Here is a 16,890-nt window from a genome sequence, read left to right as displayed (position 1 = left end):
ATAATGGAAATAACACTCAACCATACTATCATACCAGCAAAGGACAAGATAAAATCTGCCAAATGGTATGAAAAAATATTTGGCTTTGAGTTTTTAAAAGAGTGGGAAGATTTTGCAGTTGTAAAAGCAAACTCTACACTTACTCTTGATTTTAGGACTCAAAGCAGGTTTTGCAAAATGCATTTTGCATTTAAAGTAAACGATAAACAATTTGATGAAATATTTGCACGCTTACAAGAAGAAAATGTAGTCTATGGAAGCGGTCCATCTAAGCTCAATGACGGAAAAACCAATACAAATTATGATGGACGTGGAGTATATTTTAGAGATGAAAATGGACATATATTGGAGATTATTACAAAAGATTATGTCATTTAAAGTTTAATTTAAATATAATTGCTTCACTTATCAAAGGACAGATAGATGGAAGTTCAAGACTTAAATCCCAATGTTATAGAATATTCTAAATATACTATCCATATAGTTGAAGACAGTACTCTTGTTGTTAGGGCACTTCTGAATATTTTAAAACAAAAGAACTACATAACCAACTCTTCTTCAAACGGAAAAGAAGCTCTAGAAGCCATCGATAATAATAAACCTGATCTTATAATTTTAGATATTGAAATGCCAATTATGAATGGTTACGAGACAATTACCAAACTCAAAGAGAATAAAAAAACTAAAAATATTCCAGTAATCTTTCTTACATCTCTTACAAAACCAGATGTCATTAAAAGGATATTTGACCTTGGTGCGGCTGACTATATCTCAAAACCATTTGTAGCTGAAGAGATTCTAGCTAGAATTGAAAAAGAGATTAAGAATATAATCTTCCAAACACTTTTAAAAGAAAAAATGTCAAAACTAGCTGAACTACTATCTATTGACCCACTTACAAAGACTTCAAATAAGATGCATATGACATCTATCATAAATTCAAACCTACAAAAAATACGAAATAAGCAGAAGGAGTCGTTTTCTCTTATGTATATCGATGTAGATGATTTTGATGATTTTGTTAAAACTAATGACATTAATGCTATTGAAGCTACTATTAAAAAAATTTCAATGGTCATAAAACGTTCTATTCGAGATAAAGACATACTTGCTCATTGGAATGCAGACAAATTCATGATATGCTTCAGTAATATATCAAAAAAAGAGTTAGATATGACTGCCAAAGTAATAAGAGATAAAATATCAAAAACACCTTTTGGCTCTAATAGCCATCTAACATGTTCTATATGTATATTAGACATAAATACGTACAATAGTGCAACTACAGTAATAGATAGAATTCAAAAGAGCATGAAAGATTCAAAGGCTAGAAGTAAAAACTCCATAGTTATATTAATGGACTTTGATGTCTAAATAACTACTTCTTAAATATTACTAAGCTAAAAAACATTTAAAAACAGATAAGTAACATTAAATATTTCCTAGATACAATGGCTAAAAATAATAGGAATAAATTATGAGTAATGTTACAAAAGAAGAAAAGATCAAAGGTGCTTTTTTTGGTGCTATTGTTGCTGATGCCCTCTGCTTAGGTAGTCATTATGAATATGACGCTAAAAAGATATATGAAGCTTATGGCCAGAAACCAATAGAGAAGTTTATGTCACCAGGAGAAATGATGGGTGGACAAACTCATGGCATCGGTTGGGGTGAAAGAAACTACCACCCTGGAAAAAAAGCTGGTGGAACTACTGACTATGGTGATTATAATATTTTAGTTTTAGAACATCTTGCGGCTATTGCCGATACTCCTAAACCTTTTAATGTTGCAAATATGATTCCACATTGGATGAATAGACTTGAAAACAACTGGGGCTCTTGGGTATGTACTATGACAAAAGAGACTTATGCGCAGGTAAAACAAGGCGTACTTGTTGAGCGTTTGGGTGGCATCTCTAACGCTATGGCTATTCGTCACGCTGCTGCACATGCTTACTATGATACTGAGAGTGAGATAGTGGATGTTGCAAGAAAGAGCATGTTTACGCATAAAGATGTTCACGCTCTTGGTGGTGGAGAATTTTTTGCCCGCGTTACTCATAGAGTCATAAATGGAGTAAGCCCTTCAGATGCTATAGAGATGGTAGCTGTAGATATGGGTGGATTTTTCAGTGAAAAAGTCTCTCAAGCTATTGCAAAGGTCAATGAAGCTACGGATGAAAACTCAGCACTTTACCGCGAACAGTTTGCTGATGACTTAGCAATCACAAGTATGGCTAGATTATGGGATGTAGGTCGCTCAGAACCTATAAAAGTAGGTAAAGCAAGTCCCACTGAGGGAACACTCCCTGGTGCAGTTTATTTCATACTAAAATATGCAGACGAAGAAGATGGACTTAAAAAAGCACTTCAAGCTAACGCTATGGTAGGTGGAGATAATGCTTCAAGAGGAATAGCTATCGGTATGGTACTTGGTGCATACAAAGGCGTAAACGCTATTCCTAAAGAGTGGAAAGAGACTCTTGATGAGTGGGAGTATTGTGAAAATATGATAAATACTCTTCCTCTACTTAAATAACTATATATTTAAAACCATCTTTTTATCTCTACTCAGCTATAATTTCCTTAAATCTTCAAGGAATCAATTATATGTCTGAGCAACATTGCTATAAAGTAAAACAAAAAATATCACTCCAAGATAAGAATCTATGAAGCTATTATCTAAAAATGCCACACTAGAAGAGTCAATCATAAAAATGAAAACGGTACTCTTTGATGTTGGCTGTGAGACAATTTTTTCACAACAAAAACATCCCTTGCAAAACTGCTACTCTGTAAACCTTAGCTCAGTTGAAGCCCCAAGACATATCTATTCAAACGGGAAAGGGATTCTCTCAGATGCATCTATGGCGAGTGCTTTGGGTGAGTACATCGAGCGACTTCAGACAAACAACTTTTTTATTGATTTTCATCTTCCAAATAGACAATACTACCCTGATGAAGTTGCTTTTGAGTTTGGCGGAGAGTACTTAAATGATGAACTGCGTGAAGTTTACAATCCAGACAAACAGTTAAGTGATGACGATTTAGTTGACTTTAACAGTGATTATGAAGACAAAATTGTCGCCCTTCCTTTTGTTAAACACTCTAGCAAAGAAAAGGTATATATACCCATAAACATATTAAGTAACCTCTATGTAAGCAATGGTTTAGCTACTGGAAACACACCTATGGAGGCTCAAGTTCAAGCTTTAAGTGAGATTTTTGAGCGTTATGCAAAGATAGAGATTATAAAAAATGGATACTCGCTTCCAAAATTTCCAGAGGAAATTCTAGAGTCATTTACTAGAGTTTATAAAGATGTACTTTCACTTAGAGAATTAGGCTATATTGTTGAGGTCTTAGATGCTTCACTTGGCGGTAAATTTCCTGTTACTGCCATCTCACTTATAAACCCTAAAAACTCCACACTTTTTGTATCCTTTGGAGCACATCCGATTTTAGAAGTCTCTTTGGAGAGGACTATGACAGAGCTTATGCAAGGTCGTTCTTTAGAAAATCTAGATACTTTTGAGGTACCAACTTTTGATATGAGTATAGTCTCAGACAGTTTTAACCTTGAATCTCACTTTATAGACTCAAATGGAAAACTTGGATTTGGATTTTTGAGTGCTAAAAAAAGCTTTGATTATTGTGCTTTTAAATACACGGGCGAGACAAGTGAGCAAGAGTATGATTTTCTTATGAATATTTTACATGAGATGGGTAAAGAGAGTTATTTAAGAGAGTACAACTATCTAGGGTTTTACTCTTGTCAAATGATAGTACCTAGCATCTCTGAAGTTTACCCCATAGAAGACTTGATATATAACAACAAAAATAACTCCAAAGAGATTCGTGACATGGTTTTAAACTTCACAGATTATGATCCTCAAGATATTATGATAAGTATTGAATCTCTTGAAGATTCTCTAAATATGGAAAAATATATCGGTGTTATATTTGAAAAAAATTTCACAATGAGAGAGTTTAAAGCGCAAATATTTCTTCTACTAAGCGAATATGATGAAGCCCTTGAACTGCTTGAGTATTCAGAAGATAAGCTTGGACATATTATTGTAGAACTTGCTCGTATGGAAGAGTTGGAGTTAGACTTTGAGGATTATGAAGATGCAATGTATAATATTTTCACGCAAGAGAGAGTTCAAAAAGCACTGCGAATACTAGATGGTGATGATTTTATTATAAATACAACTCTTCATAGTGATTATCATAATATGCTGGCTATGTATGACCGCCTAGAGAGTAAAAAAGCATGAAAAACGAAATAGACTTAACTGTTAAACCAGAATTTATAGGTGATTACAAAGATGGATATCCCTTGATTTCAAAAGAGTCTGTTGTTGATTGGAATATGGTGACAGATGAAGGCACTATAATAAACCTGCAAGATGCTAAAGAAAACTTCATAGTAAAAGGCTATTATGGCATCCAGAATAAAGGTTATGGCTGGGCACTATCTTATAATGCAGATGAGTCAATAGATTCCACTTACTTTGCAAAGAAAATAAAATCTGCCATAGAGTACAGAGACTCTTTTTTTAAAGATGCAAGCACAACAGCCTTTAGAGTTTTTAATGGCGAGGGTGATGGAATCGGTGGTTTAACTATTGACTACTTTGACGGATATTATATGCTGACTTGGTACTCAATTGGTATATACGAACTGAAAGAAGATATTTTAGAAGCTCTTAAATCATCGGTTGAATATAAAGGTATCTATCAAAAAAAGAGATTTGATGCTAAAGGAAAGTATCTCGATGATGCAGATGATTTTGTTTGTGGACAAAAAGCTCCTTCACCAATAATCGTAAAAGAAAATGGAGCTAACTTCGCCATATACTTGGATGATGGAGCTATGGTCGGAGTTTTTTTAGATCAAAAAGATGTACGAAAAACAATCCGTGATACATACGCAAAAGGTAAAACAGTACTCAACACTTTCTCTTACACAGGAGCTTTCTCTGTTTTTGCGGCTCTTGGTGGTGCGAAAAAGACTACAAGTGTCGATCTTGCTAGAAGAAGTCTTAGTAAAACACAAGAACAATTTAGGGTAAATAGTATAGATTCAAAGACTCAAGATATTATTGTTGAAGATGTTTTTAACTATTTCAAATATGCTGTAAGGAAAAAGTTTTTATTTGACTTGGTAGTTCTTGACCCTCCTAGTTTTGCAAGATCTAAAAAGCATACATTTAGTGCTTCAAAAGACTATGTAAAACTTCTAAAAGAAGCCATCCAAATAACAAATAAAAATGGTGTTATCGTTGCCTCAACAAATGCCGCGAATTTTAGTATGATGACATTTAGTGACTTCGTATTTAAAGCATTTAAGGAGTTAAACTCAAAATATAAAGTAGAAAAGAGCTTCTCTCTTCCCAAAGATTTTAGAGTAACAGATAAGTTTAAAGAAGGAAATTATCTTAAAGTTATGATTATCAGAAAAATAAAATAATTTTTTTTCTTAAAATCATGCAGATAAAAATGAGAAATTTGTTAAGTTATGTTAATTGAGGTTGCATATTTACTTAAATAGTTATATAATACTAAGAACTAAAGATAAGGAAAAATAATGCTAACTCTTAAAAATCAAGATTCATGTCAACATGATAATTACTGTAGCTTTTCTAAACATGTATGTGTTGAGACATATTTAAAGGATAGTTGTCATATGAAAAGTTCTTCTATTGAAGATATGCCTCTTTTGAAAAAAGTAAAAGAACGTGTTGAAAGAGATATAGAGCGTAAAAGTTACTCAGCATAACTTTTAGCTTTTATATATTTAAATATTACTCTACAGTAAAATATTTACTCTTTAGTATCGTAAATACTTTTAGCTCTTTTTCGTCTTGAAGATTAAGCTTCTTAAGAGCTTTAGGATTTACTACAAAGTAACCAAGAACTACTTCTACCTTATCGCCACTCTTAAGCACTTCATTAAACTTAACAACTCTTTTTTCATTTGCTTTAATCATAGTATCTTTTACAACTTCTGTCGCTAACCAAGGCATAGCAGGCTTAGCGTCTTTACCGATTACTTTTATGAAGGTGTGAGTTTTTAAACCAGTTTGTTTTGATCTTCTAATAAGCGTAGTTTTTAATTGAACAACTCTTAATGGATGTGTCATTAGATTGTGTGGAGCCTTATTCTCTACAACTATTTCAAAACCTTTAGTTGATGAAGCAAAACTAAGTTCTACATATTTACTTAACATCTCAGGATTAACTCTTGCTCCTGCAAAACCATGAAAAGAGTGTTGTTTGCTTAGCCTAACTGTTGTAGCAGTTCCATCTATTTTTGGCATATGACAAGTTATACAGTTAGACTCTTTATCTTTAGCACCCTCTTCCTCAGTTGTACAAACTGAAAACTCATGTGAATTTTGTTTATGAGAGTGACAACCCATACACATCTGTCCGTTATAATAGTTTTCATTTGTATAGTCTATGTCATGATATGCTGAACCAACTGTAGTTTTATTTCCCCACCATGATGTTACTTTTTTATACTCAACTTTCTCACTTTCACGACCAACTTCAGCAGAGTAAAAAGTTTTTTCCTTTTTAGTATATATATTTTTGTTTGCTTTTGCATGTTTTTCAACACTCATAATAGTGTGACAACTAATACAAGTAATACCTTCATGCTGTGCTTTTTCGCTTGTAGCATTTGGCGTATGACATTTTGCACACTTATAGTCACCTTTAGCTTTTGCGGGGTGTTTGTCCCATACTGCTTTATGAATCTTATCATCATATATAGATGATTTTTTATGCATTGAGCTTTGAAACTCGGCGGCTATAATCGGGTGACACTTTTTACAAGTTGCACTGTCGGCCAAATCGACGGATGCAAAGAGTATTGAACTAAGAGCTAAGATGTAGATTAAGGTTTTCATATAAATTATCCTTTTAATTATTATAAGCTGTAATTTTATCTTAGTTTGTAAAAGTTAACTTGACATATATCAATAAGTAAAGATACTCTTCAATAAATTTGGTATAATCCATTAATTATTTATAAAAGGTGATTTTATGCTTATTCCGTCTGACTTACTTAAAGACAAAAAGATACTTTTAGGAGTTACTGGCTCTATTGCTGTTTATAAATCACTGGATTTAGTTAGACTCTTTGTTAAAGCAGGAGCTGATGTAAAAGTAGTAATGAGTGACTCTGCTAAAAAGTTTGTTACCCCTCTTAGCTTTGAGACACTTACTTCAAATCAAGTGTTAGATGACACAAACGAATCTTGGGTCAATGATCATAACCATATTAAAACTACTGAGTGGGCAGATGTTTTTGTTATCGCTCCAGCAACGGCAAACACTATTGCAAAGCTTGCAAATGCTATAGCTGACAATATGCTGCTTCAATGTGCTCTTGCATTTGCAAAAGAGAAGATTATAGCCCCTTCAGCAAACACAAACATGATAGAGAACCCAATAACTAAGGCTAACCTTAAAATGCTCGCTATTGCCAACTATGAGACTGTAGCTACTCAAACTAAAGAGCTTGCATGTAAGACTACAGGTGATGGAGCTATGGCAGAACCTATAGATATATTTTGGCAATCAGCAAGAGCCCTCTTAAAAGAAGAATTTTGGAATGATAGAAGAGTTATAGTAACTGGTGGCGGAACTATAGAAAAAATTGATGATGTTCGTTACATTTCAAACTTCTCAAGTGGAAAAATGGCTTCATCACTTGCAACTGCACTTTACTGTAGGGGTGCTGATGTAAATCTAATCGCTACAAGATTTGAAGAGAATATTCCACAAGATATGCATACTATTGATGTTGAGAGTTCATTAGAGATGCTAGAATATTTAACTGATTCTATCCGCATTGCTAAAAAAGGTAAACTCTCAAAAGCCTCTCTAATGAGAGATGAGCAAATACATCTGATTCAAAAACAACCATATCTATTTATGGCTGCTGCTGTTAGTGACTATGTTCCAGAATTTATACAAGATGGAAAACTAAAAAAAGAGATGCTAGGTGAGAGTTTTGAGCTTAGCCTAAAACAAAATATAGATATATTAAGCTCAATAGACAAAAATGGCATCACTACGGTAGGTTTTAAGGCTGAAATGGCCGAAGAAGCTGCAATGAAAAATGCTTCAAAGATGATAGATTCTAAAGAGGTAGACGCAGTGTGCCTAAACATCTTAAAAGACTCTTCTAGTTTTGGAAGTGACAGAAATAAAATAGAGTTTATAACACCTGACAAAATAGAATCACTACCAGATGCCAACAAGTTGAGCCTTGCTTTTGATATCTTAAATCATTCTAAGAGTCTGTAATGATAAACAGAGCTAATCATATTGCCATAATTATGGATGGTAATGGTCGCTGGGCTGAACTTAGTGGTAAAAAAAGGGTTAAAGGTCATGAAGCAGGCGCAAAAGTTGTTAAAGAGATAACTACATACTGCTCAAACAACAAAGACATAGAGCGTTTGACTCTATATGCTTTTTCAACAGAAAACTGGAAAAGACCTAGATTAGAAGTTGAGTTTTTGATGAAACTATTAGAAAATTATCTTAAAAAAGAACTGCCTGTTTATTTAGATAATAATGTTCGTTTTGAACCGATTGGTGACACTAGAGCATTTTCTAAACAACTTCAAAAAACAATCAAAGATGTAAAAGATAAAACTGCTCACTGTGATGGGTTAGTTCAATCTTTAGCGCTGAACTACGGTTCACAAGATGAGATGCTTCGTGCAATAAATAAAATAAAAAACTATGAAAATGATATAACACAAGAGATGCTGGGAAATGCACTTGATTGCAAACATGGTGTTGATTTGCTTATAAGAACCGGTGGAGATCACAGACTATCAAATTTTCTACTTTGGCAGGCAGCTTATGCAGAGCTTTTCTTTACAGACACTTTGTGGCCTGACTTTACTACAACAGAGCTAGAGAAGATTATAAAGAGCTTTACAAAGATTGAACGCCGTTTTGGAGGGTTAAAATAGTGGAGATGCTAATCGCTTTTGTGCTAGGGGCTCTGATAGGTTCATTTTTAAATGTTGTAATACTCAGAATACCAAAAAATGAGAGCGTTGTATTTGTCTCTTCACACTGTACATCTTGCGATTCTCCTCTAAAACCTTGGCATAATATTCCAATTTTATCTTGGATTTTCTTAAGAGGTAAATGCTCATTTTGTAAAGCATCTATCTCTTCTCAATATCCGATTATTGAGATAATCTCCGGTTTAATCTTTTTAACTTTAGCAAGTAAATATTCTATGGCTCTGCCTACTCTTTTAGTTGGACTTAGTTTTTTAATGCTTTTAGCTCTCTCTGTAATAGACTTCAGATATAAAATGGTTCCAGATTCTCTAAACCTTTTAGCTATGTTTTTTGCAATATTTGGAGCATGGAATATAAGTGGAATTTTTACAAACTTTCAAAATGCCCTACTCTTCGCAGGTGGATTTACACTACTTAGATTTTCTCTTTCTTATTATCTTACTTCTTCTGTTTATAGAGCTGGGCTAAAAACTAAGACTTCGTGGAATAGATTTTATGATAGAACACCATTTATTGAGGCTATGGGAGAGGGAGATATAATGGTAGCTGCTACCATGGGAGCACTACTTGGTCTAAAACTTACCCTAGTTGCTATATTTTTATCTGCTATTATGGCTCTTCCTGTTATGCTATTGCTTATAAACAAATCAGCAGAACAACAGAGAGTTCCTTTTGTACCATTTTTAGCACTTGCTACTTTTATAGTGTATATTTATGACTCTCCTATCCTATCATATATTGAGGCAAATTATTAACCATGGATAGACTTAGAAAATATATAATCAACAATTTATACATGATATTTTTATCTATGTTTATGCCTTTGTTTGCCATCGCATCTGTTATTTTTATGATTAAACTAGCTACATACACAGCTATTATACAACTAAGCCTATGGGATATGACGAAGCTTTATATATTTGTACTTCCTGAGATTCTATTCTATACACTGCCTATTACTTTTTTTATTGCAGCGGCACTATCTCTGTTTAAATTATCAACAGATAATGAAATGGTTGTGCTTTTTGCTCTTGGTATCCATCCAAAGTTCATTATAAAAACACTTTTTAAACCAGCTCTGCTTTTAACACTTCTGTTAAGTTTTAACTTTTTAGTTCTTTTTCCTTACTCTACGACACTCTCTAGCAACTTTGTCTCTTATAAAAAGAGTGAAGCTAAATTTAACCTCAGTGCATCTGAGTTTGGACACAGTTTTGGTAATTGGCTTCTCTATATCGGAAAAGACAATGAAAATGAGACCTACTCTGATGTGATTTTATTTAATAAAAATAAAAAAGAAGAGATTATAATTAGTGCAAAAAGAGCTGAAATTATTAATGATGGCGGAATATTGAGACTAAAACTAATAGATGGTGAAGGTTATGGTTACTCAAAAGAAGAGTTTTCACAAATAGACTTTGAAACTATGTTCATAAATGATACAATGAAGACCGATTTAGCCACTTACAGATCACCTCTTGAATATTGGCTATCTGATGATAGAAAAGAGAGTAAGACTCATATGATGATTACAGATACTCTTTTAAGTCTCTTTCCATTAATCAGCATATTTTTGGTTGCAAGTATTGGTGTAGTACACGTTAGACATCAAAAAGGAAGAATATATCTCTATCTATTCTTAGCTGTGTTATTGTATTATGGTACCACTTTAGGACTTCAAAAAGTTTTAATATACTATACTATTCCAGTAGTAGCTATTACTTGGTTGGTAGTAACGTACATCATATACAAAAAAACTGTTGTATCGAGATTCTAATATAAGATGCGTTGTGCTCTAACTATCGCTTACAATGGTACTAATTTTTTAGGTTCTCAAGCACAAAAAAGCTCATCAAACACCATTTTAGGAAATCTTGAAAAAGTTATATCTCAGCTGAATATAAACTCTAAAATAGTTGCATCTGGGAGAACTGACAAGGGTGTTCATGCGACAGGTCAGGTTTGTCATATTGACTTGCCTCCATTTTGGAATAATTTAAATAAACTCAAAAGAATTTTAAACGAGATGTTACCCTCTAGCATACAAGTAAAATCAGTTAAAGAAGTAGATGCAGAGTTTCACGCAAGATATAGTGCTAAAAAAAGAGTCTATAGATACATTATCAAAGAATCAAGAAGCAATCCTTTTGAAGATAACTTTGTAACATTTCTAAGCTCTGTAAATTTTGACATAATAGAGAAAAATATAAAACTCTATATTGGGCAACATGATTTTGCAAACTTTATGAAAACAGGAAGTGATACAAAAAGTAGTGTTCGAGAAGTTTTTAAAGCCTTTGCATATAGACACAAAGGCTACATTGTTCTAAATTTTGAAGCGAATGGATTTTTAAGAAGTCAGATTCGTTTGATGGTTGGAGCACTTCTAAAGCTAGATTCAATAGAGTTAGAAGAACAATTAAAATGTAAAAAGAGTTACAAGATTAAACCCTCACCAAGCAACGGACTTTATCTAGCCCGCATTAAATACTAATTACTTAGCGTCTTCACGCTTATTGAAGTATGGGATATATTTAGCAGTCTCATAAATACCATAAGTCAGATCTTTCATCTTTTTAACTAGCTCTTTGTTTTGGGCTGAATGATCTTTTAGAGGTGTATCACTTTTTATGTCATAAAGTCCAGAACCTGTGCCGTCTGATCTTGTTTTAAAATAGTATTTTTCTCCAACAAGACCAATCATAGGATTTATACTATGCTGAATGGTAAAAGCGTATCTACTACTGTCATAACTATCATCAAAGGCATCACGACCTAGTGTTGTAGCAGTATAGGAGATGTTAGCCATAGATGCAATAGTTGGAAATGCGTCTACCTCACTAATAACCTTATCAAAAACTTTTGGCTCTTTTATAAGTGGTGAGTATATAACAAAAGGAACTCTATGAGATCCTAAACTTAGATACGAGCTACTCTCACCAACATATGTATGCTGACCTGTTCTACCATCAATACCGTGATCACCCCAAAAAATAAAGATAGTATTTTTATAGTAATCACTTTTACGTGCTGACTCCATAAAATGACCTATGGAGTAGTCCATAAATCTAAATGAGTTATACTCTTTAACAGAGTGAAAACCATACTTAACTACTTCTTCTTCACTTATATCAGTTCTTGGTTCATACCCATAACTGTCATCTGGAATTGTATATGGTCTATGATTTCCTGAAGTTTGGATTACTGATAGAAAAGGTTCTTTCATAGTTAAAAGAGCCTTATTGGCTTCACGAAACAAATCTATGTCTGAGATACCCCAAACATCATTCCTAGGAGATGAATAGTCACCCTCTTCGTATAACTTTAAATCATCCATTGATTGATTTAACATACCGCGAATATTACCCCAAGATGCAGAACCACCAATAAAATAAGACTTCTCATAACCTTTAAAGTCTTGTCCTATGCTATGTTGGTTTACAATAAGAGGGTTACGACTTGATGTTCCTTTTAACTCAACATCAGGAAGACCTGTTATTGTTGTGTAGATAGAACGTGCCGTTCCAGTTGAAGGAGTGAAAAAGTTTTTAAATAGATATCCTTTTTTAGCTAAATCACCTAAATAGGGAGATGGATTCAATGGGTTACCAGATACATTTGACTTATGAGATGCAAAAGACTCTAAAATAACGATAACGATATTTGGTTTATTCCCTATTGGATGTTTAGGAGTTATTTTTCTTTTATAGTTTAGAGTCTTTTCATTTTTATCTTTTACGCCTATATAGTCTGCTATTAAAGGATAATACTTTGCAACTTCTTTTTTATCATAAGAGACTCGTCCATTTTTCCAAGTATCAAAAAAGTAATGAATAGGATTATATGTTAGTTGCGTAGCAAATGGGTGTTTAGAAAAAGCAGCTTCACTCCAACGAAGAGGATACTGAGAAAACTTACTATAACCGGCAACTAGAAGAATTAAAAATGCTCCAAATCCAAAGGCAATAGATTTTTTAACAGTTAAAGTCGCATCTGCTTGTTTTGATATAAGAAGTAAAAGTTTATATGTGAGGTAAATAAAAATAATATTCGCTAAAGCTATTCCAATTAATATCCATATTACATGGTAACTTTCCCATACCATCTCTGCTGATATAGCAGCATTTTGGGCAAATCTCATAGCTGTGAAATCAAGTCGAGTATTTAAATATGCATAGTGACCAAAATCTACTACATAAAACATAAAATAAAATGCAAAAATCCCACTGAGGTATACTAACCAAAAATTACGAGCAAAAGCATATCTAAAAGGGCTTATCCACTTTATACCACCAAGGAAAAAAAGCGGTAAAATCATAAGTACTACCATTCTAAGATCAAACCTGAGTCCAAGCCACATAGACTTAATAAAATCACTTATAATTAAAGGAGAAGTTGGGTCACTAAAAACTATGTAAAAAGCAACTCTCATAACAACATATAGTAGTGTTAAAGATGGGATAAAAATTAGTAAAAATCTTAGAATTTTTGGAAGTTTTAAAAACATATTGACTGACTCTCTTTGTATGTAAAAATATTATGGAAGTTTACTATTATTTTAGTTACCCATACATTAACAAAAAAACTAATTTCTTAATTTGTTCCATAAAATTCCCCAGTATTCATGCATAGCTATTTGAGAGTTTTGAAACGAACCTATCTCTGGTACCTTTAAAAATCCGCTAAACTCTTTTTTATAAAAGTTTGTAGGAGCAGGAATTGGATTTAGTCCAAGAGACTTAAAGAGCATCATAGATCTAGGCATATGAGTAGCTGAAGTAACTAAAATAAAAGCTTCATCTCCTACTATAGACTTTGTAAAAACAGCTTCTTCTTTTGTATCTTTTGGTTTTGGATTAACAAGTAGATTTTCTTTTTTTACTCCTAATGCCTCCGCCAATTTTGCATTCATAATTGCCGTAGCAACATTTGTATTTCCCTCATAACCAGTAAAAATAATTTTAGAATTTTTTAGTGATTTATGAATCAAGATTCCCTCTAAATCTCTTTTGACGCTAGCACCACCTATTTGAGAAGAAAGAGGCTGAGAGGGGTCGGTATTGTGTCCACTTCCTAAAACATGAATATATCTCACCTGAGTCTTGTAGTCATATTTAGGATATTGATTTTCAAGTTTTGTGATTAAAAAATTTGCAAATGGTGGATAAGAAAATAAGAACAAAAATCCAAACGACAAAGATAAGAAAACTTTAGCTGATTTTTCTTTTTTCATAAACAAAAAGTACAACCCTACAAAAAACAGTGAGAACACCATCCCGTACGGCTCGATAAAAAACGTTATAAACTTCTTTAACATAAATCCTAATTCCATTATGACAACACTCCATTAATATTTTTTACTACTTCATCATTCCAAAGCAGTTCTTTGTGTGACAAACCATCAAACTCTTTATAAAAAGCTAACTCTTTAACGCTGTTTTTTAAATTTCTAGCATTTTTTATATCTACTACTTCATCACTCTTGCTTGCAAACAAATATGTAGGTGCTTTTATTTTTTTTACAAATTCCACATTGTCAAATTTATATTTTAACATCCAAGAAAACACAACTCCATACTTAGTTTTTGCCATTAAAAGGATTGAGTCAAATGCGCCTAGCAAAAAGACTCCAAAAGTTTTATGTCTACTTGCAACAGATGCAGCTACACTTGTACCAAGAGAAAAACCAAGTATGTAAAAATCACCATAGTTTTTTTGAACAATCGTGGCTATCTTTAAGGCATCTTTTAAAATATTTTTCTCACTTGCTACGCCACCGCTTCTTCCATAGGAACGATAGTTAAAAGTTATGATTCTACTATCTTTAAAGTTCTCGGCAAGTCTATCTATAAGTCCGACACTGTCGTGTTCTCTACCACCAAAAAAAAGAATAGTATTTTTAGCATCTGATGGTTCATAAACAACACCTTCAAGCTCAACTTCATCATCAGCTGTAATGCTGAATATCTCACAACCACTACTAAACTCTCCCTCACGAAAATATGTTGGAGAGAAGATTAAGAAGTATTGACCCTGATAAAGGGCAAACAAAATTATCAAAAAGGTAAAAAGTAAAAATGCAATATAAATCATGTCAAGAATTATAGTATAACTCTTGATAAATAGATATATAGGGGTTTAGTTACAAAATGGTTACACTTTTTATTTTAAAGATATTGACTTATACACATAATAAGGTGTATAATCATACACATAATAAGGAATAAACTATGAATACTGTAAGATTAAATATAACTTTACCAACATCTGTAAATAATGACATAACTCGCTATGCTGAAGAACTTAATGAAAAGAAAAGTCATATAATAGCTTCTGCTCTTGATATGTATTTTGATTATATAGATTTAAAAGAAGCAGAAAAGAGACTTGAAGCAAATGAGCCTACTCTATCACTTGATGAAATGAGAAAAGAACTAGGATTATAGTTTGTATACACTAGAATTTGCTACTTCTTCAAAAAAAGAATTAAAAAAAGTAGAGAAACATTCTCAAGCTTTTATACTTGATTCGCTAGAAGACTTTATAGAAAGTTTTTCAACTGAATATGAAATAGCTCTTATGCAGACTGGCAAAATAAAAAAGCTTCAAGGTCAAAAAGAAGAACTGTACCGTCTAAAACTTCGCTCTTACAGAGTTATCTATAAAAAATATGAAGATAAGCTTGTTATTTTAGTTGTTCACGTAACTACTCGTGAAAGTGCTTATAGATAAAAACTTATTAAATTTTATAATCATAAATTTGACACTTCTTTGCTAAATACTATCAAAAATATACTTAATAAAAAAGTTCTAAATATCTACGAGTTCGCACAAAACAAAGAGCTGTCTAACATTCTTTTTACTTTTAAAACTCCTAGTGTATGTCAACGTCGGAGTTAAATTCAGCGGATTTTCGTAAGTTTTTTTATGAATTGTAACCTTAAGCGACGAGGATTATTTCACTCCTTTTGTTAATTTTTATGGCTTTAACTTACCTGTAATTAGAATGATAGTACAATTCGTAAAAGTTTTATAGGACTACAAATATGCAAACATTCGGACAATTTTCAACAAACTTCGACCATGAATACTTAACAAAACATTACATTTACATCAATGAAAAAGATGAAGATAGAGAAGATATAAAAATCGACATTAACGACTTTGAAAATATGCTCAAAAAAAAGCGTAAAACAGTAGCTGGGACTATTTTTTTATATAATCCTACAATTAGCCCTCTTGGATTTAATAGCGACTCACTACTTGCAGACCAAGGCTTCGAGTTTAGTGATGAATTTCATGAGCTAAACTTCAATGACATGATGAATCTTTTTTCAAAATCAATCAGAGATGGTTACCGAGGAAAACTTTTAGAAATAAAGTACCTATTTAACCTCAACAAAGCAAATATTGAACCTACCCCTATACTAGAAGAACTGGATGCAGATTTAGATAAATACAACACAAACCAATTAACTCGTTATGATAAAAAACTAAACTATCAAGACTATATAAACATGAGTCTAAATGGAAAGTTCGTTTATTTTGGAAGTGGGCATAAGTATGATAGACATCATAAAGAAATTATCACATATGCTAAAAATATTGCTGCTCAGGCTCTGAAGTTAGGTAAAGAAGTATATTTTACTCATGATAATAACTATGATGCCCACGAGTGTATAGATGTAGCGTACTTCTTATCTCCATTAGCGGTTGGAAAGATAAAAGAAAAACGTATAAACGCTTTTAAAAATGCTTTTAGAACAAACCCTCCAACTATCCAAAAATTATCTTAATCAAACTTCTTATCCCATCGAGCAAATAA

At 32.7% G+C, this 16,890-nt stretch carries 18 protein-coding genes; 14 read left to right on the top strand and 4 right to left on the bottom strand.

Features of this window, described 5'->3' with window-relative positions; translation table 11 throughout:
• Nucleotides 1–3: 3 nt before the first annotated feature.
• The 6 genes from ACLHDE_RS06840 to ACLHDE_RS06815 all read left to right on the top strand — a co-directional run bounded on the left by ACLHDE_RS06840 (nucleotide 4) and on the right by ACLHDE_RS06815 (nucleotide 5,785).
• Entirely contained in the window at nucleotides 4–378 is a 375-nt protein-coding gene (locus ACLHDE_RS06840; protein WP_415398456.1) for a VOC family protein, read from the top strand.
• Nucleotides 379–423: 45 nt separating this feature from the next.
• Complete coding sequence (locus tag ACLHDE_RS06835; protein WP_415398455.1) at nucleotides 424–1,374, top strand: response regulator; 951 nt, start codon at nucleotides 424–426, stop codon at nucleotides 1,372–1,374.
• Nucleotides 1,375–1,477: 103 nt separating this feature from the next.
• On the top strand, nucleotides 1,478–2,539 hold the full coding sequence (locus tag ACLHDE_RS06830; protein ID WP_415398454.1) for an ADP-ribosylglycohydrolase family protein: 1,062 nt from the start codon (nucleotides 1,478–1,480) through the stop codon (nucleotides 2,537–2,539).
• Between the two features lie 130 nt (nucleotides 2,540–2,669).
• Nucleotides 2,670–4,280: a YcaO-like family protein gene (locus ACLHDE_RS06825; RefSeq protein ID WP_415398453.1), complete on the top strand. Its 1,611-nt coding sequence runs from the start codon at nucleotides 2,670–2,672 to the stop codon at nucleotides 4,278–4,280.
• On the top strand, nucleotides 4,277–5,476 hold the full coding sequence (locus tag ACLHDE_RS06820; protein ID WP_415398452.1) for a class I SAM-dependent rRNA methyltransferase: 1,200 nt from the start codon (nucleotides 4,277–4,279) through the stop codon (nucleotides 5,474–5,476). Before ACLHDE_RS06825 ends, ACLHDE_RS06820 begins: the two co-directional genes overlap by 4 nt.
• A gap of 117 nt (nucleotides 5,477–5,593) precedes the next feature.
• Entirely contained in the window at nucleotides 5,594–5,785 is a 192-nt protein-coding gene (locus ACLHDE_RS06815) for a hypothetical protein (RefSeq protein WP_415398451.1), read from the top strand.
• Between the two features lie 25 nt (nucleotides 5,786–5,810).
• Here the strand turns inward: ACLHDE_RS06815 and ACLHDE_RS06810 are convergent, their stop codons facing one another.
• The gene (locus ACLHDE_RS06810; RefSeq protein ID WP_415398450.1) at nucleotides 5,811–6,920 is read right to left on the bottom strand and encodes a multiheme c-type cytochrome; all 1,110 of its coding nucleotides are present in this window, start codon (nucleotides 6,918–6,920) and stop codon (nucleotides 5,811–5,813) included.
• Nucleotides 6,921–7,056: 136 nt separating this feature from the next.
• Here ACLHDE_RS06810 and coaBC point away from each other — a divergent pair, with 136 nt between their 5' ends.
• The 5 genes from coaBC to truA are packed head-to-tail and all read left to right on the top strand — an operon-like array spanning nucleotide 7,057 to nucleotide 11,559.
• The gene (gene coaBC / locus ACLHDE_RS06805; protein ID WP_415398449.1) at nucleotides 7,057–8,325 is read left to right on the top strand and encodes a bifunctional phosphopantothenoylcysteine decarboxylase/phosphopantothenate--cysteine ligase CoaBC; all 1,269 of its coding nucleotides are present in this window, start codon (nucleotides 7,057–7,059) and stop codon (nucleotides 8,323–8,325) included.
• A gap of 2 nt (nucleotides 8,326–8,327) precedes the next feature.
• Nucleotides 8,328–9,005: a di-trans,poly-cis-decaprenylcistransferase gene (locus tag ACLHDE_RS06800; RefSeq protein ID WP_415398522.1), complete on the top strand. Its 678-nt coding sequence runs from the start codon at nucleotides 8,328–8,330 to the stop codon at nucleotides 9,003–9,005.
• Between the two features lie 5 nt (nucleotides 9,006–9,010).
• Nucleotides 9,011–9,820: a prepilin peptidase gene (locus tag ACLHDE_RS06795; protein WP_415398448.1), complete on the top strand. Its 810-nt coding sequence runs from the start codon at nucleotides 9,011–9,013 to the stop codon at nucleotides 9,818–9,820.
• A gap of 41 nt (nucleotides 9,821–9,861) precedes the next feature.
• Nucleotides 9,862–10,842 carry an LptF/LptG family permease gene (locus ACLHDE_RS06790; RefSeq protein WP_415398447.1) on the top strand — a complete coding sequence of 327 codons (981 nt, stop codon included), beginning with the start codon at nucleotides 9,862–9,864 and terminating at the stop codon, nucleotides 10,840–10,842.
• A gap of 6 nt (nucleotides 10,843–10,848) precedes the next feature.
• Entirely contained in the window at nucleotides 10,849–11,559 is a 711-nt protein-coding gene (gene truA, locus ACLHDE_RS06785) for a tRNA pseudouridine(38-40) synthase TruA (protein WP_415398446.1), read from the top strand.
• Here the strand turns inward: truA and ACLHDE_RS06780 are convergent, their stop codons facing one another.
• From ACLHDE_RS06780 to ACLHDE_RS06770, 3 genes are all read right to left on the bottom strand, one after another.
• A complete protein-coding gene (locus ACLHDE_RS06780) occupies nucleotides 11,560–13,572 on the bottom strand; it encodes an LTA synthase family protein (protein ID WP_415398445.1) in 2,013 nt (670 codons plus the stop codon).
• Between the two features lie 78 nt (nucleotides 13,573–13,650).
• Nucleotides 13,651–14,397 (bottom strand): ElyC/SanA/YdcF family protein, encoded by a 747-nt coding sequence (locus ACLHDE_RS06775; protein WP_415398444.1) that lies wholly within the window; start codon nucleotides 14,395–14,397, stop codon nucleotides 13,651–13,653.
• Entirely contained in the window at nucleotides 14,397–15,158 is a 762-nt protein-coding gene (locus ACLHDE_RS06770) for an alpha/beta hydrolase (protein WP_415398443.1), read from the bottom strand. Before ACLHDE_RS06770 ends, ACLHDE_RS06775 begins: the two co-directional genes overlap by 1 nt.
• 137 nt (nucleotides 15,159–15,295) lie before the next feature.
• Between ACLHDE_RS06770 and ACLHDE_RS06765 the strand changes: the two genes are divergently transcribed.
• The 3 genes from ACLHDE_RS06765 (at nucleotide 15,296) to ACLHDE_RS06755 (ending at nucleotide 16,861) form a co-directional block, all read left to right on the top strand.
• The gene (locus ACLHDE_RS06765; protein WP_415398442.1) at nucleotides 15,296–15,511 is read left to right on the top strand and encodes a hypothetical protein; all 216 of its coding nucleotides are present in this window, start codon (nucleotides 15,296–15,298) and stop codon (nucleotides 15,509–15,511) included.
• Nucleotide 15,512: 1 nt separating this feature from the next.
• Nucleotides 15,513–15,797, top strand: coding sequence for a type II toxin-antitoxin system RelE family toxin (locus tag ACLHDE_RS06760; RefSeq protein WP_415398441.1), 285 nt, complete (start codon nucleotides 15,513–15,515; stop codon nucleotides 15,795–15,797).
• A 314-nt stretch (nucleotides 15,798–16,111) separates the two neighbouring features.
• Nucleotides 16,112–16,861, top strand: coding sequence for a hypothetical protein (locus ACLHDE_RS06755; protein WP_415398440.1), 750 nt, complete (start codon nucleotides 16,112–16,114; stop codon nucleotides 16,859–16,861).
• Nucleotides 16,862–16,890 lie beyond the last annotated feature (29 nt).

This window comes from Sulfurimonas iocasae (genome assembly GCF_047716755.1).
Taxonomy (GTDB): domain Bacteria; phylum Campylobacterota; class Campylobacteria; order Campylobacterales; family Sulfurimonadaceae; genus Sulfurimonas.
Note: the sequence above shows the minus strand (reverse complement) of the source record. Positions and strands in the feature narration are given on the sequence as shown.

Excerpts from the sequence above, each read along its gene's own strand:
- ACLHDE_RS06840 (WP_415398456.1), top strand. The coding sequence starts at position 4 with ATGGAAATAACACTCAACCATACTATCATACCAGCAAAGGACAAGATA.
- ACLHDE_RS06835 (WP_415398455.1), top strand. The coding sequence starts at position 424 with ATGGAAGTTCAAGACTTAAATCCCAATGTTATAGAATATTCTAAATAT.
- ACLHDE_RS06830 (WP_415398454.1), top strand. The coding sequence starts at position 1,478 with ATGAGTAATGTTACAAAAGAAGAAAAGATCAAAGGTGCTTTTTTTGGT.
- ACLHDE_RS06825 (WP_415398453.1), top strand. The coding sequence starts at position 2,670 with ATGAAGCTATTATCTAAAAATGCCACACTAGAAGAGTCAATCATAAAA.
- ACLHDE_RS06820 (WP_415398452.1), top strand. The coding sequence starts at position 4,277 with ATGAAAAACGAAATAGACTTAACTGTTAAACCAGAATTTATAGGTGAT.
- ACLHDE_RS06815 (WP_415398451.1), top strand. The coding sequence starts at position 5,594 with ATGCTAACTCTTAAAAATCAAGATTCATGTCAACATGATAATTACTGT.
- ACLHDE_RS06810 (WP_415398450.1), bottom strand. The coding sequence starts at position 6,920 with ATGAAAACCTTAATCTACATCTTAGCTCTTAGTTCAATACTCTTTGCA.
- coaBC (WP_415398449.1), top strand. The coding sequence starts at position 7,057 with ATGCTTATTCCGTCTGACTTACTTAAAGACAAAAAGATACTTTTAGGA.
- ACLHDE_RS06795 (WP_415398448.1), top strand. The coding sequence starts at position 9,011 with ATGCTAATCGCTTTTGTGCTAGGGGCTCTGATAGGTTCATTTTTAAAT.
- ACLHDE_RS06790 (WP_415398447.1), top strand. The coding sequence starts at position 9,862 with ATGATATTTTTATCTATGTTTATGCCTTTGTTTGCCATCGCATCTGTT.
- truA (WP_415398446.1), top strand. The coding sequence starts at position 10,849 with ATGCGTTGTGCTCTAACTATCGCTTACAATGGTACTAATTTTTTAGGT.
- ACLHDE_RS06780 (WP_415398445.1), bottom strand. The coding sequence starts at position 13,572 with ATGTTTTTAAAACTTCCAAAAATTCTAAGATTTTTACTAATTTTTATC.
- ACLHDE_RS06775 (WP_415398444.1), bottom strand. The coding sequence starts at position 14,397 with ATGGAATTAGGATTTATGTTAAAGAAGTTTATAACGTTTTTTATCGAG.
- ACLHDE_RS06770 (WP_415398443.1), bottom strand. The coding sequence starts at position 15,158 with ATGATTTATATTGCATTTTTACTTTTTACCTTTTTGATAATTTTGTTT.
- ACLHDE_RS06765 (WP_415398442.1), top strand. The coding sequence starts at position 15,296 with ATGAATACTGTAAGATTAAATATAACTTTACCAACATCTGTAAATAAT.
- ACLHDE_RS06755 (WP_415398440.1), top strand. The coding sequence starts at position 16,112 with ATGCAAACATTCGGACAATTTTCAACAAACTTCGACCATGAATACTTA.